19 protein-coding genes and 1 riboswitch are annotated in these 19140 nt (G+C 71.4%); of the genes, 7 read left to right on the top strand and 12 right to left on the bottom strand.

What is annotated here, in order from left to right:
• Window positions 1–69: 69 nt before the first annotated feature.
• Window positions 70–621: a DUF4142 domain-containing protein gene (locus ACWC2B_RS20175; protein ID WP_450718371.1), complete on the bottom strand. Its 552-nt coding sequence runs from the start codon at window positions 619–621 to the stop codon at window positions 70–72.
• A gap of 248 nt (window positions 622–869) precedes the next feature.
• Entirely contained in the window at window positions 870–1370 is a 501-nt protein-coding gene (locus ACWC2B_RS20170) for a flavin reductase family protein (RefSeq protein ID WP_450718369.1), read from the bottom strand.
• Window positions 1371–1607: 237 nt separating this feature from the next.
• Between ACWC2B_RS20170 and ACWC2B_RS20165 the strand changes: the two genes are divergently transcribed.
• Window positions 1608–1955: a PRC-barrel domain-containing protein gene (locus tag ACWC2B_RS20165; RefSeq protein ID WP_450718367.1), complete on the top strand. Its 348-nt coding sequence runs from the start codon at window positions 1608–1610 to the stop codon at window positions 1953–1955.
• A gap of 33 nt (window positions 1956–1988) precedes the next feature.
• Here ACWC2B_RS20165 and ACWC2B_RS20160 read toward each other — a convergent pair whose 3' ends face one another.
• The 4 genes from ACWC2B_RS20160 to ACWC2B_RS20145 form a co-directional block, all read right to left on the bottom strand.
• Entirely contained in the window at window positions 1989–2132 is a 144-nt protein-coding gene (locus tag ACWC2B_RS20160) for a hypothetical protein (RefSeq protein ID WP_450718365.1), read from the bottom strand.
• Complete coding sequence (locus ACWC2B_RS20155; protein WP_450718363.1) at window positions 2114–2650, bottom strand: hypothetical protein; 537 nt, start codon at window positions 2648–2650, stop codon at window positions 2114–2116. Before ACWC2B_RS20155 ends, ACWC2B_RS20160 begins: the two co-directional genes overlap by 19 nt.
• Before the next feature lie 183 nt (window positions 2651–2833).
• Complete coding sequence (locus tag ACWC2B_RS20150; protein ID WP_450718361.1) at window positions 2834–3955, bottom strand: SRPBCC family protein; 1122 nt, start codon at window positions 3953–3955, stop codon at window positions 2834–2836.
• Window positions 3948–4562: a DNA primase gene (locus tag ACWC2B_RS20145; RefSeq protein ID WP_450718359.1), complete on the bottom strand. Its 615-nt coding sequence runs from the start codon at window positions 4560–4562 to the stop codon at window positions 3948–3950. Before ACWC2B_RS20145 ends, ACWC2B_RS20150 begins: the two co-directional genes overlap by 8 nt.
• Window positions 4563–4864: 302 nt before the next feature.
• Here ACWC2B_RS20145 and ACWC2B_RS20140 point away from each other — a divergent pair, with 302 nt between their 5' ends.
• The gene (locus tag ACWC2B_RS20140) at window positions 4865–5335 is read left to right on the top strand and encodes a hypothetical protein (RefSeq protein ID WP_450718357.1); all 471 of its coding nucleotides are present in this window, start codon (window positions 4865–4867) and stop codon (window positions 5333–5335) included.
• Here the strand turns inward: ACWC2B_RS20140 and ACWC2B_RS20135 are convergent.
• The 4 genes from ACWC2B_RS20135 to ACWC2B_RS20120 form a co-directional block, all read right to left on the bottom strand.
• Window positions 5307–6965, bottom strand: coding sequence for a helix-turn-helix domain-containing protein (locus tag ACWC2B_RS20135; protein ID WP_450718355.1), 1659 nt, complete (start codon window positions 6963–6965; stop codon window positions 5307–5309). The two genes, ACWC2B_RS20140 and ACWC2B_RS20135, sit on opposite strands and share 29 nt — an antisense overlap.
• A 219-nt stretch (window positions 6966–7184) precedes the next feature.
• Window positions 7185–7727: an FABP family protein gene (locus tag ACWC2B_RS20130; protein WP_450718353.1), complete on the bottom strand. Its 543-nt coding sequence runs from the start codon at window positions 7725–7727 to the stop codon at window positions 7185–7187.
• A 91-nt stretch (window positions 7728–7818) separates the two neighbouring features.
• The gene (locus ACWC2B_RS20125; protein WP_450718351.1) at window positions 7819–8598 is read right to left on the bottom strand and encodes a class I SAM-dependent methyltransferase; all 780 of its coding nucleotides are present in this window, start codon (window positions 8596–8598) and stop codon (window positions 7819–7821) included.
• Between the two features lie 57 nt (window positions 8599–8655).
• The gene (locus ACWC2B_RS20120; RefSeq protein ID WP_450718349.1) at window positions 8656–10065 is read right to left on the bottom strand and encodes a short-chain fatty acyl-CoA regulator family protein; all 1410 of its coding nucleotides are present in this window, start codon (window positions 10063–10065) and stop codon (window positions 8656–8658) included.
• A gap of 378 nt (window positions 10066–10443) precedes the next feature.
• Between ACWC2B_RS20120 and aceA the strand changes: the two genes are divergently transcribed.
• The 4 genes from aceA (at window position 10444) to ACWC2B_RS20100 (ending at window position 16132) form a co-directional block, all read left to right on the top strand.
• Complete coding sequence (aceA, locus tag ACWC2B_RS20115) at window positions 10444–11745, top strand: isocitrate lyase (RefSeq protein WP_450718347.1); 1302 nt, start codon at window positions 10444–10446, stop codon at window positions 11743–11745.
• A 126-nt stretch (window positions 11746–11871) separates the two neighbouring features.
• Complete coding sequence (locus ACWC2B_RS20110; protein ID WP_450718345.1) at window positions 11872–12741, top strand: 3-hydroxybutyryl-CoA dehydrogenase; 870 nt, start codon at window positions 11872–11874, stop codon at window positions 12739–12741.
• Between the two features lie 184 nt (window positions 12742–12925).
• A riboswitch (cobalamin riboswitch) is annotated at window positions 12926–13146 on the top strand.
• Window positions 13147–13299: 153 nt separating this feature from the next.
• Entirely contained in the window at window positions 13300–15621 is a 2322-nt protein-coding gene (gene metE / locus ACWC2B_RS20105; protein WP_450718343.1) for a 5-methyltetrahydropteroyltriglutamate--homocysteine S-methyltransferase, read from the top strand.
• Between the two features lie 13 nt (window positions 15622–15634).
• A complete protein-coding gene (locus ACWC2B_RS20100; protein ID WP_450718341.1) occupies window positions 15635–16132 on the top strand; it encodes an acyl-CoA thioesterase in 498 nt (165 codons plus the stop codon).
• Between the two features lie 86 nt (window positions 16133–16218).
• Here the strand turns inward: ACWC2B_RS20100 and ACWC2B_RS20095 are convergent, their stop codons facing one another.
• The gene (locus ACWC2B_RS20095; RefSeq protein WP_450718339.1) at window positions 16219–17358 is read right to left on the bottom strand and encodes a diaminopropionate ammonia-lyase; all 1140 of its coding nucleotides are present in this window, start codon (window positions 17356–17358) and stop codon (window positions 16219–16221) included.
• A gap of 132 nt (window positions 17359–17490) precedes the next feature.
• On the opposite strand from ACWC2B_RS20095, the gene ACWC2B_RS20090 reads away from it, so the two are divergent.
• The gene (locus tag ACWC2B_RS20090) at window positions 17491–18408 is read left to right on the top strand and encodes a LysR substrate-binding domain-containing protein (RefSeq protein WP_450718621.1); all 918 of its coding nucleotides are present in this window, start codon (window positions 17491–17493) and stop codon (window positions 18406–18408) included.
• Between the two features lie 12 nt (window positions 18409–18420).
• Here ACWC2B_RS20090 and ACWC2B_RS20085 read toward each other — a convergent pair whose 3' ends face one another.
• Entirely contained in the window at window positions 18421–19086 is a 666-nt protein-coding gene (locus tag ACWC2B_RS20085) for a TetR/AcrR family transcriptional regulator (RefSeq protein WP_450718337.1), read from the bottom strand.
• Window positions 19087–19140 lie beyond the last annotated feature (54 nt).

The following is a 19140-nucleotide window of genomic DNA, read 5'->3' as shown; positions in this document are numbered from 1 at the left end:
GGACGGTCCCCGTGGCCTGTGCCCCCTCGCCTCAGGGCGGACGAGGGGGCACAGGTGCCGTCGGCAGGGTCACCGCTGGGGCGAGCCGCTTTGCATGGGCGCGTGGCACACGCCGCCTTCCACCATCTTCAGGTGCGCGGCCACGATGGGGCGCGCTGCCTTGGCCGCCGCTTGGATCTGGCTGTCCTTGCCGGAGCTCAGCTCCTTGTCGATCAGCGCGAGTGCCTGCTGGTGGCCGCTGCTCTGGTCCTTCAACCAGGCGGTGTCGTACGCGGCAGTGCCGTTCTTCGGCTTCAGCCCTTCGAGCTGTTTCTTCTGGGCGGCGCTGGGCTCCTTCGCCATGGAGATGCCCTTGGTCTTGGCCAGGGCTCCCCCCTTGGCGTCCAGCGCGGTGTGGTCACGCACGATGACGTCCGCGACCCGTTTCACGCAGGAGCTGTTCGCGTGTTTACCGGCGTCCTTGCCCGCTGCGATCTCCGCCAGGTTGGCCTGGTGGATCGTCTGCAGGAACGTCGCGTCCGCGGACGCTGCGGGGCTGGCCGCGCCGAACGCGGTCGCGCTTCCCGTGAGGGTGAGCACCACGGCAGCGGCCGCCGTCGCACAGGGGTGGGTGAAACGCATGAGACCTCCACGTATCCGTGGACCGGGTGAGGGCCACTTCGGTATCCCGGCGCACACGAGCGCCATCCGGGCATATGGCTCAACCCGAGACAGCCTAGGACCGCTTCCCCGCACGTGCCCGTCCAGCTCACTCCCCGTCACGACCGAAACCGAAAGGCCTGGTCACGGGGCGTTCTCATCCCATGAGCGCGGGAGTGCGTCCGGCGGTCATACGGTCCTCCTCCGCCCGTCGGCAGGCGTACGCACCCTCATGCGCCCGGTACCGGGTGGCCGGCCTCGATGCCTTCGCTGTCGCTCAGCCGGAACGGCTGCCAGTCGGGCGAGCGCCGTGGCGGGGCAGCGGCCTCCAGCGGGGTGAGCAGAAACCCGACGTGGTCTCCGCCGTCCGTACGCTGCTCGACGCGCCCCACGAACCAGTCCGGGGCCTCGTCGAGGAGGACCGTGCCCGCCGGGCCCTCGCTCCAGGCGACGTCGGCGAACTTGTCGACCTCGTCGCCCGTACGCCCGCCGAAATGCGCGGCCAGACCGTACTGGGTGCGGCCCAGCAGGTGCACGGCGAGGAAATCGGCCGAACAGGCCACGCGGTACGTCCTGTTGGCCGTGGACAGCCACACCATGAACCGCACCGGCACCATCGAGCACTGCGAGGCGAACCCTACGAGACACCCCGCCCGCTCCTCACCGACCGCCGCCGTCACGACATACATGGGGTAGTCGAGGCGGTCGAGGAACTCCTGCATGGCGCTCACGCTGCTCAACCCTTCCCCTCGTCGTCCGCGGGCTGCGGCCAGCCGACCACAGGAACCGGGGCGCGGCACGCCCGGGGTCGGCCGATCGGCCGAAAGAAGCGACCCACCCGGCCACCCGGAGTGTAGGGGCGGGGGCCGCGGGAACCCGGGCGGTGCGCGGACCCGCGGTGCCGTGCACCCGCGGCGCTCGCCGTCCGCACCCCGCACCCACCGTCCATAGGAAGGGATTCCTTCACCATGGAGAACATCTGGACCTACCCACAGGCGGCCGCGTACCAGCCGGGTACCGACCTGACCGGGTTCAAGGTCGAGGCGACCGACGGAAGCATCGGCAAGGTCGACAAGTACTCCGAGGAGGTCAGCTCCTCGTACATCGTCGTCGACACCGGCCCGTGGATCTTCGGCAAGAGCGTCCTGCTGCCGGCCGGGGTCCTCACGCGCATCGACCCGGTCGACAAGAAGATCTACGTCGCCTGCACCAAGGAACAGATCAAGGACTCCCCCGAGTTCGACAAGGAGAAGCACCTCGGGGACCCGGGCTACCACGAGCAGATCGGCAGTTACTACGGGCGTCCGCACATGTGACGCCCCGTCTTCCCTCTCCGCGATGCCCGGCCGTCAACTCAGGCCGGGCATCGCCCAGTTGGTGCCCACGGCGACCGCCGGGACAATGACCGCCAGGACCATGAACGCCGCGTCGACGACCGCTCGGACGATGACTGCCGAGTCGAGGGCCGCCGCGTTCACCTTCGCGCGAGCCATCCTTCGAGTACGGCCTCCCGGTCACGCGAGCGCAGGGCTCCCGGCTCCGCCGAACTCCACCAGTCGGTCAGGACGGCGGGCGAGGACGTGCCCTCGACGAAGCGGGCGAGCAGCGCCCGGGAGAGGTCGACTTCCCGCCGGCTGTACGCGGTCGCGGCGCCGGACAGCACGGTCGTCTCGATACCGCCGCCCTCCGCGCCCACCACCACCGTCATCTCCGCGGGGCTGCCCGGGACCCACAGGTCGAGTGCGGCCGCAGCCACCGATGCCGCGCGGCCGGCCCACCGTACGCCCACCGAACGGACCGGCACAGCGATCACCTCAAGGGCGGTCACATCGGACCAGGGCCACTCGCGTGGCTCGGGTCCGATGACCTGGAGCGAGCCGGGGGCAAGGACCACGTTCGACGCCGTCGTGGCGCTGGGCGTGCCCAGGTGGACGGTGTCCCCGTCGATCCAGAAGAGACCGACCATGCAACCCTGCCGCTGCGGGTCGGCGGACCTGGGTGTCGATTCCAAAGCGAACTCCATGGGTGCCATGCATGGTGTCATGCATGTCTTTCCGATCGTTTTCCGATCGACCCTAGATCACCTGTGAACGGCCATTGAACGGTACGGATGAATACCGATGAGTTTGAGGCAGCTTCAGCCTTCAGCTCAGCGCTGCGGGCTGACGACAGCAGGCGCTTCCGGCGGCGCGGATCACCGCCGGCCGTTGCTCCGGGAGCCGGCGTAGGCGCGACGCTTGCGCGCGGACGAGACCTCCTCCGGGTCCTCTTCTTCGGCTTCTCGTTCCGCTTCGTCCTCGTACTCCGCGTCGTCCTCGAATTCGCCTTCGTAGTCCCCTTCGGCTTCGTCCTCATACTCCTCGTCGGGTTCGCCCTCCGGCTCCTCTTCGGCTTCGTCCTGTTCGGGCTCGCGCCCGTCTTCCTGCTGGAGCTCGCCCTTGTCCGGGACGCCCTGCTGCTCGGTCCGCTGGTCCGGCTCGCGTTCCGCTTGCTCCTCGGCGACCGCGTCCTCGTGGCTGACGACGACCTCGCCGTCCCTGATCTCACCGCGCCAGCCGCCCTCGGCCTCGCCGCGCAGCGCGATGTGGCGCGCGAAGTTCTTGAGGTCGAGCCGGGCGCGACGGCCCTGGGAGCGCCATATGTTGCCGGTCTTCTCGAACAGCCCCTTGGGGTAGTACTCCATGACCAGCAGGACGCGGGTGATGTTCTCGCCGAGGGGGTGGAAGGTGACGACTCCCTTGGCCGTGCCCTTGGCGCCCTCGGACGTCCAAGCGATGCGCGCGTCCGGCACCTGTTCGGTGGTGTGCGCCTTCCAACTGCGGCTGGACCAGAAGACTTTGACCTTCCAGTCCGATGTGGTGTCGTCGGCGACGGTCGCGCTCTTCACGCCCTTGGCGAAGGTGGCGAACGACTGGAACTGGGTCCACTGGTCGTAGGCCTCGCGCACCGGGACGCCCACGTCCACGGACTCCATGATGACGGTCGGCCGGCGGCCCGCGCCGCCCTTCTTGCGCTTGCCGCCGAGCCCCTTGAGCATGTCCTTCGCGTTGTCCTTGAGGTGCGAGGCACCCATTTCCACGGCGGCCCGGACCGGCCCCTTGCCCTCGGCGACCTTGCGGCCGCCTTCGAGCGCCAGCTTGGCGAAGCCGGGACTGCGGCCCTCGGCGATGTCGTTGAGTTTGACCGTGGTCTCGCCGAGCTTGTGACCCACGCCCATGAGGAGCCGCTCCCCCTGGGCGAGCAGGTACGCCTGGAGCTCCTGCTTCAGGCGGTCGGCGGCGGGACTCTGCGTCAGCGGGTTCTTCGTCTCAGCCACGGTCGCCACCGCCCTGGCCGCTCCGCCGGCTCGTCGCCTTCTTCGCCGGTGTGCGCTTGGCCGTACGCTGCACGGACTTGGCGGTCTTCTTGGCTGAACCGGCCCTGGACGACGACGACTTGGTGGACGTGCGCCCGGTCGAGCGGGGCTTGGCGGAGTCCCTGCTCGATGACGACCTGGACCTGGAAGACGGGCCCGAGGTCGATTTCGTCTCCTTGTCCGCCCGGCCCTCGGCGTCGCCTTCGCCTTCGTCTTCGTGCTCCGCCGAGCCGGACACGTCGGGCACCACGCCCGAGATGCGGTCCTGGACGTCCAGCGTCCGGTCGTGCAGCCGGTCGGCGATGCCTTCGATCTGCCGGTTGAGGAGTGCGCCGGTCGCGGCCTTGCCGACGCCGCGCAGGTCCTCGCGCAGCTGGTCGCCGATCTCCTTGAACTGCGGATTGTCGGCCAGTTGGGCGGCCGCGAAGTCCGCGATCGCCCGCGGGCTCAGCTGCAGGCGCTTGCCCATGACCAGTGTCCCGATGCCGAAGGCGAGCTTCGCCTTCTTCGTCCGCCCGAGCAGATAGCCCGCGCCCACCGCGAGCCCCAATCCCAGCCGATTGTTCATGCCTGACCCGTCCTCTAGTCGTCCCGTCTCACGAAGGGGAGCCCGTGGAGGCTTCGTCACGCCGGGTAGCCAACATGGCCAAAGCCAAACCCTGGCGGTGCGGTGTCACCGAGGGGGGCGTCCCGTGCCGTACCGTCCCAGGGCGCGGATTCCGTGCAGGTCAGGGCGGGGTCGTCGTCCCAGCGTCCCAGATCCGCCGGTGCGGCTTGTGCGGCGGGCGGGGTCCTGCCGATGCTTCTGGCGTACCCACAACTTCCTGCCGAAGAAGGGGAGTTGGGCCGGAATCGGAGGTAATGACAGTGATGGCCAATCGATGGGGGAACGGGCTGGGCCGGGTCAGGCCGATCGCTCTGGGGGTGGTGGCGTTGCTCGCCGCCGGGGCCGGGTTCGCGCCCTCCGCACACGCGGGGGCCAAGTGCGACCACGGCTGCTCCAGGACGGTGAACGACAGCTCGTTCCATGCGGTCGCCTACCGCAACTGGTGCCGGTCGGGAGACATCTCGGGCTCCTGGACCACCACGCGGCCGACCTGCACGTCCGACAAGGTGAAGCAGCAGTCCTACTATCTCGCGCCGCACACGCACACCCCGTGGAACCAGGACTGGGACACCCTTCAGGTCGACCCCGGCTGGTGCGTCAAGGTGCACTTCGTGAACAGCTGGGAGCCCGACTACTCCCGGACGTACGACCGGCGCGGAAAGTCGGCGGTCTGGGTGAAGGTCGCGAACAACTCGGTCGCGCACATCACCGCACAGAGCCCGAGCCACTGCTGAGGACCGGGCCGCCCGGCGCTTCGACGTCCAGCTGGGGCGTCCCGGTGATGGTGAGCCGCCGGGGGGCGGCGACCGTGCGGCCGTCCAGGTAGCGGACGCTGCGGTCGCCGGGGCCCCCGGGCATGGAGGCGGTGCCCGACTCGGTCCAGCGGATGACCGCCGGGACCTGCGGCCGGCCTACGGGGGTGGCCAGCAGAAAACGGCACTGCCATACGGTGTCGGGGACTCCCGCCGGCCGCCCGTGGCCGCAGGAGGTGATCCTGGCGCCGGCGAGCCACTCCTGCAGGGTGGCGACCGCACGGGCCGCCTCGGTGGGCGGCCCGCCGGCGGCCTGGAGTACCAACGGCACTTTGGTTCCGCCCCAGTTGTAGAAGTAGGTGCGGGCATAGCGCACGTACATGCCGATCAGGTAGAAGCGGACGGCGTAGGCGATGGACTGCGTGGCGTCCAGCGGCCGGTCGGTGGCGACGCGGTAGGCGCTGCCCGTGTTCCACAGCGCCGGGTGCACCCCGGCCGTGTGGAAGGTGCGGTCGATCAGGTCGGCGAGGGCGACCAGACTCTCCGGGGTGTCCCCGTCGTGTTGCGGATAGAGCTTGACGCCGGCCGCGTCGCAGTCCCGGTAGCCGTCGGCCGCGGCGAAGTCGAGCAGGAACCTCCGGGACGCCGGGGCCCACAGGTCGCCCATCGACGGGCAGACTAGCGTGGCCTTCGGATCGGCGCGGCGCACGATGGCCGCGGCCCGCCGGGTCATGCGGGCCAGCGTGGCCGCGTCCCCGCTGTAGAAGTGGGGCGAGGGCGCGAAGGCCCACAGTTCGTACGCGCCGATCCGGCCCGCGTACCGGGTGGCGACCGCCCGCACGAACTGGTCCCAGTCGGCGAGGTCGTCGGGCGGCGCGGTCCGCGAACCGTCGCCGTACGGGCCCGGCGGGGCGCTGGGAGCGGCCCAGCCGGGGGTGCCGCCGAAGGTGTGGAGCACGGGCAGATGTGCTCGTCCTGCGGCGTCGACCAGCCGGTCGAGCACGCTCCAGTCGTAGCGTCCGCGGCCGGGTTCGACGAGTTGCCAGCGCGTCCCGCTGTCCCAGAGCCGCACCCCGCCGACCCTGAAGGCGGGCATGAGGCCCGTGTTGCTGTTGATGGTCACGCCGAAGAAGCCGGAGGGCACCGGCGCCGGGTACTGCTCCCATGCGGGCCCGGCGACGGTCTGCGGGCGGGGGCGCCGGGACGCGACCGGGACATGCAGCGGCGCGGACGAAGGCGCGAACGCGGCGACGAGGAACAGGGCGCAGAGCACGGCAGCCCATCTGCGGTGGCGGCGCGGCGCGGACGGCCTGCGGACTCCCGTACCGGGTGCTCGCGCCGGGTGCCGGGCCGGCGGCTCGGGGCGGGGATCGGGGGCGGGCGGGCCGGAGTTGGCCCGGGACCAGAGCGCATAGAGGCCGTCCACCTCGGCCCGGTCGGCACCGCAGGCGAGCGCGATCCGCTCGACGGTCCCGAACTCGGCCGGTACGACCTTGCCTTGGCAGTACCGGTGCACCGTGGACGCGCTGAGCCAGCAGCGCGTGGCCAACTGCGCGTAGCTGAGGCCACTGCGGTCCTTGAGCGCCGTGAGCGCCGAAGCGAGATCCGACATGCCGCCCCTTTGCCTGTACCGCCCGTTCACGGGGATGCGGTGCGCCCGCCGTGAACACAGGACGAGCACGAACCCCACCCGAGGCCGGAACCAGTCTCGACCAGCCACGGGGAGGAGGACAACAGGCCCTGGAACAAGGAGAGTTGACCAAGACGGCGAATCCCCAGATGCTCAACTGCGAGGTCGCCGTCAAGATCCTCCGAGCCTAAGAGCCTGTGTCTAAGCCTTGCGGCGCAGGACTGCCGAGAGGTGGTGTTGCAGGGGCTGGCCGACCGCCGCGAGGTCGTGGGTGAACGTCAGCGTGTCGTCGTCGGTCAGCTCGTAGCGGCGGCGGGTCGCGTTCACCTCCTTGGCGGTGGGAGTGAGGGCCACGTCGTCGGTGGAGAGGTCGGCCGTCTTGCCGTCCGCGGCGCCGACCGCGATCTCCGCGATGCCGGTGGGCTGGGTGATCAGGGCCTCCACCCGCCCGTCGGCCTGGAGCCGCCACCAGCCGCTCTCGCGCGCCGAGGGACGCAGGGGCGCGCCGTTCTCGTCGAGCAGCCAGGCCCGGGCCTCGTACCGCAGGAAGGGCCGGCCGTCGTGGCTGAAGGTGACTTCCTGCGCGTACGCGAAGTTCCCGGCGATCGTCGGATATCCGCCCTCGCCCCGGCCGAACCAGGTGCCGAGGAACCCGGTCACGGGCGCGAGCAGGGGGTGCGGGGCGGGCACCTCGTCGGGCCGCTGGCCGTCGGGGTACGGGTACTCCGGTGCGGGGTCGAACACGATGTGCGCTCCTGAGGTCGGGGCCGAATGCCAGAGGAAGCCTAGGCCGTCGACCCTCCGCAGGTCCCGCTCCACCACCCATGGCTCCCGCTCAAGTGGCGGCGCGCGCGGTGAGTACGGGCTGGAAGAAGCCGGTGCTCTCGGGGGTCCGCCACCGGGGCTCGACGAACCCGGACTCGATCACGTACGAGCTCAACCGGCCCTGGGTCAGCGCCCAGTAGGTGGTGCGCCGCACGCGTACCTCCCACTCCCCCGCGCCGTCGGGGACGAGCTGGAAGTGCTCCAGGTCGTAACGCTCGCCGTCCTCGTGCCAGTCCCACAACTGGAACGTGATGCTCCCGCCGTGGGGCGGGGCGGCGACTTGCGGCGGGGTCGAGGAGGGCCGTGCCTTCAGGATCTCGTCGTACGGGCGGATGCTGAGGATCAGGAGCCCATCGGTGCGCAGCGCGCGCCGCATCTCCGTGAGGGCGGCCCGCACATCCTGCTCCGTGAGGAGGTGGGGCACGGAGTTGTCCGCGCTCACGACGACGTCGAACTGGCCGTCCGCAAAGGGGAGTTGGCGCATGTCCGCGGTCGCTGCGGGCAGGGCGACGCCGCGAAGAGCCGCCTCGTCGACCGCGCGGGTGACGGCCCCGGCGCTGATGTCGGTGCCCGTGACCCGGTGGCCGCGCAGGCCGAGCCCGATGGCCTGGGTGCCGATCCCGCACGAGCAGTCCAGCACCCTGGCGCTGTCGAGACCGAGCCCGGCCCGGATCATCGCGTCCAGGGCTCGACCTTGCCGGGCCATTCCGGCGTCCCAGTCGGCGTAGATGCGGTGGTAGTCGGCCGCGAGCCGGTCGTAGAAGCGGGCCACTCCTGAAGCCTCTGGCATGCGGCCAGGCTAACGGGTCCGGACCGCGAGAACCCCTGGGTATCCGCCCGACGCGGATCAGGGGTCGGCTCTGATCACCGGGTACGGGACGAACGTGCTGGTGTTCTCGTCGATGGCGAGGCGTCGGCCGAGTGGCGGGACCGCACGCTGGGGGCAGTCCAGGCGTTCGCAGGCTCGGCAGCCCATGCCGATCGGGGTGGCGGCGGAGGTGTTGTCCAGGTCGAGCCCGTCGGAGTAGACGAGCCGCGAGGCGTGCCGGATCTCGCAGCCCAGCCCGATGGCGAAGGTCTTGCCGGGGCGGCCCCAGCCGCCGCGGTGGCGGGTGACGGTGCGGGCGGTCCACAGGTACCGCTGCCCGTCGGGCATGGCGGCGATCTGGACGTGGATGCGGTCGGGCGCGGTGAACGCCTCGTACACGTTCCACAGGGGGCAGGTGCCGCCCGCGCGGGAGAAGTGGAAGCCGGTGGCGGACTGCCGCTTGGACAGGTTGCCCGCGCGGTCGACCCGCACGAACGAGAACGGCACCCCGCGCAGACGCGGGCGTTGAAGGGTGCTGAGGCGGTGGCAGACGGTCTCGTAGCCGAGGCCGAAGCGGTCGGTGAGGCGCTCGATGTCGTAGCGCACCTCCTCGGCGGCGGTGTGGAAGGCGCGGTAGGGCAGGATCAGCGCGGCGGCGAAGTAGTTGGCGACGCCGATGCGCGCCAGGGACCAGGTCGGTGAGGCTTCGTCGAAGTCCTCGCGGGCATGGCGGGACAGTTCGTCGCCGTACGCGAGCAGGGCGAGCTGGGTCGCCATGCGGAAGGCCTGCTGGCCGGGGCGCAGCCGGGGCGAGAGGTGCAGGGTACGGCTCCGCGGGTCGTAGTGGTGGGAGCGGTCGCCGTCGGAGGTGATCCGTACACCGTGCGCTTCGGCGAGGTGGGCGGCGAGCGCCTGGCGGACCTCGCCGGGCCGGATGCCGATGCGCCCGGCCAGTTCCTCGGCCTCGGTGTCCGCGTCGTGCAGGTAGTTCTGGCGGCGGTAGAAGAACTCGCGGATCTCCTCGTGCGGGGTACGGGCCGAAGCCGCAGCGGCGCCGACATCGCGGCCGTCGGCGAACTGGGCGAATTGCTCCCGGAGTTCGTGGTTGCGCCGCCCGAGCCGCAGCAGCACATCGCCGACGGCGGGCAGCCGTTGGGCGAGCTCCCGCAGGTCGGCGGCGGAGACGCCGCCGTCGGCGATGTCGTCGGCCAGGGCCTCCCGGAGGTCGGCGACCAGGCGGCTGGTGTCCCGCTCGGAGAAGAACCCCGGGTCCACGCCGAACGTCTCGGTGAGCCGCAGCAGTACGGGGACCGTCAGCGGCCGGGAGTCGTGTTCCATCTGGTTGAGGTAGCTCGCAGAGATCGCCAGGACGCGGGCCAGCTCGGCCTGGCTCATCCGCCGCTCCTCGCGCAGCCGCCGCAGCCGCGCCCCCGCGTAGGTCTTGCTCACCACTGCCTCCCCCTCCTCGTGACGAGTCCCGGCCTCCGCATCCTAGGAGAGCCAGGTCCGTTGGTGGCCTTCGCAACCTTGGCAATCGACGTCGCGAAGATTTGCAGAAGTTGGCATCGGGCCACGGTTGATGGCACTCAGTGCCGCTGTCAGAGTCGTCCTGCGGCCCGCCGGATCCTTCGGCGAACAGACGGGGTACCAGCAGTGGTTCACGGTCTGGCACCGGAGATTTCGGCACCATCGGGCCGGGCCTCCCCGCCTCTCACACACCCGAGATGGCACGACGGGCCGCACACCGATGACGAGAGTCATCGCCTCTTCACACCCTTGGCATTCGAAGCATTTCTCACACGTTCGACGCGACACCGGGAGACGGTCATGGCGCAGGCAGAGACGACGGCGGCAGAGACGACGGCGGCAGCGGCGGAGCTGGCGCAGCGGTGGGCGACGGACCCTCGCTGGCAGGGGATCGAGCGCACCTACAGTGCCGAGGACGTGGTCCGGCTCTCCGGCAGCGTCCGTGAGGAGCACACCCTCGCCCGGCGCGGCGCCGAGCGGCTGTGGCGCCAACTGCACGAGCGCGACTACATCCACGCACTCGGCGCGCTGACCGGCGGGCAGGCCGTCCAGCAGGTGAAGGCCGGGCTCCAGGCGATCTACCTGTCCGGCTGGCAGGTCGCAGCCGACGCCAACCAGGCCGGGCACACCTACCCCGACCAGTCGCTCTACCCGGCCAACTCCGTTCCCCAGGTGGTGCGTCGGATCAACAACGCGCTGCTGCGGGCCGACCAGATCGCCACCGCCGAGGGCGGCAGCGACACGACCGATTGGCTCGCCCCGATCGTCGCCGACGCGGAGGCCGGATTCGGCGGACCGCTCAACGCCTTCGAGCTGACCAAGGCGATGATCGCGGCCGGCGCGGCGGGCATCCATTACGAGGACCAGCTCGCCTCCGAGAAGAAGTGCGGCCACCTCGGAGGCAAGGTGCTCGTCCCCACCGCCCAGCACATCCGTACCCTCAACGCGGCCCGCCTCGCCGCCGACATCGCCGATGTCCCCACGCTGGTCGTCGCCCGTACCGACGCCCTCGCCGCGACCCTGCTGACCAGCGACGTCGACGAGCTGGATGCCCGTTTCTGCACCGGCGAGCGCACCGCCGAGGGCTTCTACCGGGTCGAGAACGGCATGGCCCCGGTCATCGCCCGCGGCCTCGCGTACGCACCGTACGCGGACCTCATCTGGATGGAGACGGGCACCCCGGACCTCGCGCAGGCCCGGGAGTTCGCGGAGGCGATCCACGCCGAGCACCCCGACCAGATGCTGGCCTACAACTGCTCGCCGTCCTTCAACTGGAAGGCGGCCCTGGACGACGACCAGATCGCCAAGTTCCAGCGCGAACTGGGCTCGATGGGCTACCGCTTCCAGTTCATCACCCTGGCCGGCTTCCACTCCCTCAACCACGGCATGTTCGACCTGGCCCACGGCTACGCCGAGCACGGCATGACCGCGTATGTCGACCTGCAGGAGCGGGAGTTCGCGTCGCAGGCGCGGGGCTTCACGGCGGTGAAGCACCAGCGGGAGGTCGGCACGGGCTACTTCGACCTGGTGTCGACCGCGGTCAACCCGGCCTCCTCGACGACGGCGCTGGCCGGCTCCACCGAGGAGGAGCAGTTCCACTAGGCGCTCCGCCGGGTGCGCCAACCACACAGACAGGTGAGGGCCGAGCAACTCCGCTCCGCTCCGGCCCTCACCGCAGTTCCACAGGGCCGCCGTCCAAAACCCTCCGCGGCCAGGAAGGGAGCAGTCATGACCACCAGCATCCAGCGCGTGGGCGTCGTCGGCGGTGGCCAGATGGGGGCCGGGATCGCCGAGGTGTGCGCTCGCGCCGGGCTCGACACCGTCGTGTGCGAGGCCGACGCCCCCGCCGCCCGACGCGCCCGCGAGCGCATCGCCGACTCCCTCCAACACGCCGTGCAGCGCGGCAAGTTGGGCCGCTCCGAGGCCGAGAGCGCGCAGTGGCGGCTCGCGTTCACCACGCGCCTCACCGACCTCGCCGACCGGCAACTCGTCGTCGAAGCGGTCGTGGAGGACCCGGTCGTCAAGGCGGAGGTGTTCACCGCCCTCGACAAGATCGTCGAGGACTCCGAGGCCGTCCTGGCCACCAACACCTCCTCCGTTCCCGTCATGCGGCTCGGCCGGGCCACCAACCGGGCCGACCGCGTGCTCGGGCTGCACTTCTTCAACCCCGTGCCCGTCATGCCGCTGGTGGAGATCGTCACGTCCCTGCACACCAGCGCCCAGACCGCCGCGACGGCCGAGGAGTTCGCCCGGCTCACTCTCGGCAAGACCGTGATCCGCTCGAAGGACCGGGCCGGGTTCGTGGTCAACGCCCTGCTCATCCCCTACGTGCTGGCCGCGGTGCGCATGGCGGAATCCGGCTTCGCCAGTGCCGCCGACGTGGACGCCGGCATGGAGCTGGGCTGCGCCCACCCGATGGGCCCGCTCAAACTCGCCGACCTGATCGGCCTGGACACCGTCGCCTCCATCGCCGAGTCCCTGTACGAAGAGTTCAAGGAACCGCTGTACGCCCCGCCCCCACTGCTGCACCGCATGGTCGAGGCGGGCCTGCTGGGGCGGAAGACGGGCCGGGGGTTCCACACCTACGACCGGGGTTGAGGGGCTCCGGGTGCTGCCGGGCTGAGTGGCCCCGGCAGCCGTGGGCGCGGGGTGGCCTGGGAGGGTCGCCCCGCGTCCGGTCGGTCGGAGTCTGTGTGTGAACTCCGTCCGGATCGGCGTCCGGCGTGCCGCACCTCACCGTGCGGTATGCGCGAACGTGGTTCCCGGGACGCGGGTCGAGCGCATAGGCTGCCCGTGCAGCTGGTTCGCCCCGTCCGCCAGGCGGGATGCGTCGTAAGAGGGAACCCGGTGGGAATCCGGGACTGCCCCGCAGCGGTGAGCGGGAACGACCGCCGTCATACGCACTGGGCCCGGCCGGGTCTGGGAAGCGACGGCCAGTAGATGCCTCGGACAGCATGAGGCGTGCCCGCGAGTCCGAAGACCTGCCACTGCCCGCGTGCGACCGATCGCGCGCGGAGATCCCGGCGACCTCTAGGGCGGGTCGGCGTACGCACCAGCGGCAACGGCCTACACACCGTGGCCCAGGTCCGTCGTCCTTTCGCGCCTTCGTCCCGTTCCGGGGTCCGTTCCACCGAAGAGCTCGCGAAGGAGAGTCTCGTGACCACCAAGTCCGCAGCCGCGGCAGCACGCGCCACCCTGTACGGCTACCCCCGCCAAGGCCCGAACCGGGAACTGAAGAAGGCGATCGAGGGCTATTGGAAGGGCCGTGTCAGCGCCCCCGGACTCCGCCGGACCGCCGCCGAACTGCGGGCGGCCACCTGGCGGCGGCTCGCCGAGACGGGCCTCCACGAGGTGCCGACCGGCGACTTCTCGTACTACGACCACGTCCTCGACACCAGTGTCATGGTGGGCGCCGTCCCCGAACGCCACCGCGGGGCCTTCGCGGCCGACGAGCTGGACGGCTACTTCGCCATGGCGCGCGGCACCCAGGACGTGGCACCCCTTGAGATGACGAAATGGTTCGACACGAACTACCACTATCTGGTGCCGGAGTTGGGGCCGGACACCGCCTTTGCCGCCGACTCCGCCAAGCAGGTCGGCGAGTTGAAGGAGGCCCTCGCGCTCGGGCTCACCGCGCGCCCCGTGCTCGTGGGGCCTGTGACCTATTTGCTGCTCGCCAAACCCGCGCCCGGCGTGGCCGCCGACTTCGAGCCGCTCACCCTGCTCGACCGGCTGCTGCCGGTGTACGCGCGAGTGCTGGCCGATCTGCGGGCGGCCGGAGCCGAGTGGGTACAGCTGGACGAGCCCGCGCTCGTCCAGGACCGCACCCCCGCCGAACTGAACGCCGTCACCCGCGCCTACAGCGAGCTCGGCGCGCTCACCGGTCGCCCGAAGTTGCTCGTCGCCTCGTACTTCGACCGGCTCGGAGAAGCCCTGCCCGTCCTGGCCAAGGCACCGGTCGACGGGCTCGCCCTGGACTTCACCGGCCCCGCGGCCGCCAACCTCGACGACCTCGCCGCGGTCGGCGGGCTGCCCGGCAAGCGGCTCGTCGCGGGGGTCGTGGACGGGCGCAACGTGTGGATCAACGATCTGGAGAGTTCGCTCGCCACCCTGGCCACGCTGCTCGGCCTCGCCGACCGCGTCGACGTGGCCGCCTCCTGCTCACTGCTCCACGTCCCGCTCGACGCGGCCGCCGAACACGGCATCGAGCCGCAGATCGCGCGCTGGCTCGCCTTCGCCCGACAGAAGACGGCGGAGGTCGTCACGCTGGCCCGCGGCCTGTCCCGCGGCACCGGGGCGATCGCGGCCGAACTGGCTGCCAACCGGGCCGACTTGGCCTCCCGCGCCGGTTCGGCCATCACCCGCGACCCGGCCGTACGCGCCCGGACCTCCGCGATCACCGAGGCCGACGCCCGCCGCGCCCAGCCGTATGCCGAACGTGCCGTCGCCCAGCGCGCCCACCTGCGCCTGCCGCCCCTGCCCACGACGACGATCGGCTCGTTCCCGCAGACCGGTGAACTCCGCACCGCCCGCGCCGACCTGCGCGCCGGACGCATCGGTACGGACGCGTACGAGGAGCGCATCGAGGCCGAGATCCGCGAGGTGGTCTCCTTCCAGGAGAAGACCGGCATCGACGTCCTGGTGCACGGCGAGCCCGAACGCAATGACATGGTCCAGTACTTCGCCGAACAGCTCACCGGCTACCTGGCCACGCAGCACGGCTGGGTCCAGTCGTACGGCACTCGCTATGTGCGCCCGCCGGTCCTGGCCGGCGACATCTCCCGGCCCGAGCCGATGACGGTCCGCTGGACGGCGTACGCCCAGTCGCTCACCGACCGACCGGTCAAGGGCATGCTCACCGGGCCGGTCACCATGCTCGCCTGGTCCTTCGTGCGCGACGACCAGCCGCTCGCCGACACCGCCCGACAGGTCGCCCTGGCCCTGCGCGACGAGGTCGACGACCTTGAAACGTGCGGCACTTCGGTCATCCAGGTCGACGAGCCGGCCCTGCGCGAGACCCTGCCGCTGCGGGCGGCCGACCGCCCCGCGTACCTTGCCTGGGCGACGGAGGCGTTCCGGCTGACGACCGGCGGAGTACGGCCGGACACCCAGATCCACACCCACATGTGCTACGCCGAGTTCGGCGAGATCCTCGCCGCCATCGACGACCTGGACGCGGACGTGATCAGCCTGGAGGCGGCCCGCTCCCACATGCGGGTCGCGGACGAGCTGGCCGCGGCGGGCTATCCGCGCGAGGTGGGTCCCGGGGTGTACGACATCCACTCCCCCCGCGTCCCGCCCGAGGCGGAGACCGCGCACCTCATCACCCGGGCCCTGCGCTCCGTACCGGCCGAACGGCTGTGGATCAACCCCGACTGCGGTCTGAAGACCCGCGGTTGGGCAGAGGTCCGCCCGGCCCTCGAACGCATGACGGCGGCGGCCCGGCAGGCCCGTCAGCAGTTGCCCGCCGCGCACTGAAAGGCCCTGTGACGTGGACACCCTCACCGATGGCCCGGCCCACAAGGCACCGGCCGACTCGGGCGTGACCCTCGCCCACATCATGAGCGAGCACGACACCAACCTGTACGGCACCATCCACGGCGGCGTCATCATGAAACTCATCGACGACGCCGCCGCGGCGGCCGCCGGACGGCATGCGGGCGGCCCCGCCGTGACCGTCTCGGTGGACCGGATGACGTTCCTCCTGCCCGTCCACGCCGGCGATCTGGTGAGTGTGCGGGCGTGCGTGGAGTACGCGGGCCGCACCTCGATGGACGTCGGCGTGCGGGCGACCGCCGAGCGGTGGAACGCCTCGGGCCCCACCGCCGAAGTGGCCACCGCCCGCCTGACGTTCGTCGCCATCGGCGAGAACGGCAGCCCCCGTCCCGTACCGGAGCTGCGCCCGGTCACGGCCGAGGACCACCAGCGCCATCTGCACGCCCTGCAACGCCGCGCCGGGCGCGCGCGGCAACGCACGGCCGCGAGCTGAGCGTGGGGCGGGGCGCCGACGGCCCGGCGCCCCGCCCGGGCCCGCAGCTGCCCACGCTACGGGCCCCTCACGTACGCTCGCGCGGCTCAGCCGATGGCTACCGAAAGCCCACCGCCGATGGCGCGCGGGTTGGCGGCCGTGCCCTCGGTGCTCAGCAGCACGACCACCGAGCAGGGGCCGAGCCCCAGCGTCGCACGGCGTTCGTCAGAGCCCGCGCCCATGAGCACCGCGCGCAGGCCGGCGAGCGACGCGGCCCCGCACGGGCCGGAGGAGACGCCGAGGTCCGCGAGGCGGGCGGCCGCGCGGGTGGATTCCGCGTCGGGGATGGCGACGGCTGCGTCCAGGCCGCCCCGCAGGTAGGGCCAGGCGATGCTGGACGGGGTGCCGCAGTTCAGTCCCGCCATCGTGGTGTCGCCGGTGCTGATGCTGAGGGGCGCGCCGAGCGAGAGGCTGTCCAGGACGCAGGACGCGGCCTCCGGTTCCACCGACAGCAGCGCAGGGGCGCGCTCGGACGGACGGCTGCGGTAGTGGGTGACCACGGCTTGCGCCAGCGACCCCACACCCACGGGCACGGCGACGAGGCCGGGCCCCTCGGTGACCCCCTCGGCCGTCAATTGCTCGTCGATCTCGGTGCAGAGGGTGGAGTAGCCCTCGACGATCCAGCCCGGGATCCGCTCGTAGCCCGGCCAGGCGGTGTCCTGGACCAGGACCGAGTCCGCCCCGGCACTCGCCTCGGCCGCCAGGCGCACGGCCTCGTCGTAGGGTCCCGCGACCTCGGTGACCTGCGCCCGCTCGGCGGCGATGGCGGACACCGCACGCGGGTGCACGCCTCGCGGCACGAAGACGTGGGCTCGCTGTCCGAGCAGGCGCGCCATGCGGGCCACCGCGCGGCCGTGGTTGCCGTCGGTGGCGGTCACCAGGGTGACCGGGCCGGGCTCCTCGCCGCTCGCGGCCCGCTCGGCGAGGATGCGGCGGACCGCCCAGGACGCGCCCAGCGCTTTGAAGGCCGGCAGCCCCAGACGGCGCGACTCGTCCTTGACGAAGACCCGGCCGACCCCCAACTCCTCGGCCAGCGGCGGGAGTTCGGTCAGCGGGGTGAGCCCGTAGTCGGGCAGCGCGGCGTGGAAGTCCCGTACCTCTGAGGGTGCGGGTTCACACCGCCAGGCTCGGGCGCCGGGCCGCGCGTACCACGGCAGGACATGGAGGGAGGAAGCGTTCTCAGGCACCCGACCAGGATGCGGCGGCGTTCTCCCATCGGTCCAGCGAATGTTTCCGACCTATACTCGTCGAAAAATCCGACCGTGCGCCATGAGGAGCTGTCCGCGGCGGAGGTCGGCGACGGCGCAGGGGGCCCGGCGATGTTCGATCTGCACCGACTGCGCCTGCTGCGTGAACTCAAGCACCGTGGCACCCTCGCGGCGGTCGCCTCGGCCCTGTCCTACGCTCCTTCCTCCGTGTCCCAGCAGCTGTCGCAACTGGAGGCCGAGGTCGGCGTGCCACTGCTCGAACGGGTCGGGCGGCGGGTGCGGTTGACCGAGCAGGCAGAGATCCTCGTCGCCCACACCGAAGCGGTTCTGGAACGCCTGGAGCGCGCGGAGGCGGACATCGCCACCTCCCTGACCGATCTGACCGGCACGTTGCGCATCGCCTCGTTCCAGACGGCCGCCCTGGCTCTGGTCCCGACCGCGCTCAGCCTGCTGCGGGACGCCCACCCGCGTCTGCGCGTGCACGTCACGCACATGGAGCCGGAAAGCGCGCTGCCCGCCCTGCTGGCCCGCGACTTCGACCTGGTCCTCGCCGAGGAATACCCCGCCAACCCCAGCCCGCGCCCTGCCGAACTCGAAGAGGAGGACCTGCTCGACGACCGCCTCCACCTCGCCCTGCCGCAGGCCCGAATGCCGGGCGCCGAGACCCCGTTGGCGGCGCTGCGCGCACTCGCCGACCACCCCTGGGTCATGGAACCGGAGGGTACGACCGCGCGGAACTGGGCCATGACGCTGTGCCGCAACGCGGGCTTCGAGCCGGACGTACGCTTCGAGTCCCCCGATCTGCTGCTCCACCTCCGCCTGGTCGAGCACCATCACGCCGCCGCGTTCCTGCCCCACCTGGTCTGGAACGGGCGACGCCCGACGGTCCCCCTGCGCCCACTCCCCCGCGGTCAGCGCACCCGCCGCATCTTCACCGTCGTGCGCCGCGGAAGCAGCCGTCACCCGGCCGTCCGAGCCTGCCGCAGCGCCCTCCTCCAGGCAGTCGCCTCACCCTCCGACACGGCGTAACGGCAAGGGAGTTCACGGCTGGTCGGACCGCCGCAAATCGTCCAGTTCGGCCGCGAAGAGTTGCCCAGCGTCGAATCCCATCCCGGTGAAATGACCTGCGGCTTCCAGGGACAGCACGCCGTGCAGCCTCGTCCAGAAGATCAGGGCCCGATGGAGGGCGGCGGGCGGGGCGGGGTGGCCCCGCGCCCACGGCCGGTGCTCTTCGAGTTGTTCGGCGAAGGGCGTCGCGGGACCGTCGAAGGGCAGCGCCGTGCACGCGTCGAGCAGCATCCGCATGATCTCGTCGGCGATGACGGTGATGTCGTCGGGCGCGTGGTAGCCGGGGACGGGCGTGCCGTAGACGAGGAAGTAGCGGTTGGGGTCCTCCAGGGCCCAGCCGCGCAGCGCGTTGGCCAGGACGTCGATGTCGGGGCCGGAATCGGAGGCGTCGGCGGCCGCGCGGAGAGTGTCGGCGAGACTCCGGTACGCGTCGCGGACGAGCTCGGTGATCAGCTCGTCGCGGCCGGCGAAGTACCGGTAGAGCGCGGGCCCGCTCAGCCCCATCTGCTTGGCGATCGCGTTGAGGGACAGCGCGGAGGCTCCCGCCGTGGCGATCTGCTCCCACGCGTGCTGCTTGATCTCCGCCCGGACCTGCGCGCGATAGCGCTCGCGCGGCGTCCTGGTGCCCGATTCCGCCACTCGCCTGCCACCTCTCCGTACGGTCGCGGCCGCGGCCGCCAGATTTAGTTAGAG

This window comes from Streptomyces sp. NPDC001415 (genome assembly GCF_053597395.1).
The sequence above is the reverse complement of the archived record's forward strand: the minus strand, read 5'-3'. Positions and strand labels throughout refer to the sequence as shown.

What these genes read in the sequence shown, in the direction of transcription:
- ACWC2B_RS20125 (WP_450718351.1), bottom strand. Translation starts at nt 8,598, where the DNA reads ATGCCAGAGGCTTCAGGAGTGGCCCGCTTCTACGACCGGCTCGCGGCC.
- ACWC2B_RS20145 (WP_450718359.1), bottom strand. Translation starts at nt 4,562, where the DNA reads ATGAACAATCGGCTGGGATTGGGGCTCGCGGTGGGCGCGGGCTATCTG.
- aceA (WP_450718347.1), top strand. Translation starts at nt 10,444, where the DNA reads ATGGCGCAGGCAGAGACGACGGCGGCAGAGACGACGGCGGCAGCGGCG.
- ACWC2B_RS20135 (WP_450718355.1), bottom strand. Translation starts at nt 6,965, where the DNA reads ATGTCGGATCTCGCTTCGGCGCTCACGGCGCTCAAGGACCGCAGTGGC.
- ACWC2B_RS20175 (WP_450718371.1), bottom strand. Translation starts at nt 621, where the DNA reads ATGCGTTTCACCCACCCCTGTGCGACGGCGGCCGCTGCCGTGGTGCTC.
- ACWC2B_RS20090 (WP_450718621.1), top strand. Translation starts at nt 17,491, where the DNA reads ATGTTCGATCTGCACCGACTGCGCCTGCTGCGTGAACTCAAGCACCGT.
- ACWC2B_RS20140 (WP_450718357.1), top strand. Translation starts at nt 4,865, where the DNA reads ATGGCCAATCGATGGGGGAACGGGCTGGGCCGGGTCAGGCCGATCGCT.
- ACWC2B_RS20110 (WP_450718345.1), top strand. Translation starts at nt 11,872, where the DNA reads ATGACCACCAGCATCCAGCGCGTGGGCGTCGTCGGCGGTGGCCAGATG.
- ACWC2B_RS20160 (WP_450718365.1), bottom strand. Translation starts at nt 2,132, where the DNA reads ATGGCTCGCGCGAAGGTGAACGCGGCGGCCCTCGACTCGGCAGTCATC.
- ACWC2B_RS20165 (WP_450718367.1), top strand. Translation starts at nt 1,608, where the DNA reads ATGGAGAACATCTGGACCTACCCACAGGCGGCCGCGTACCAGCCGGGT.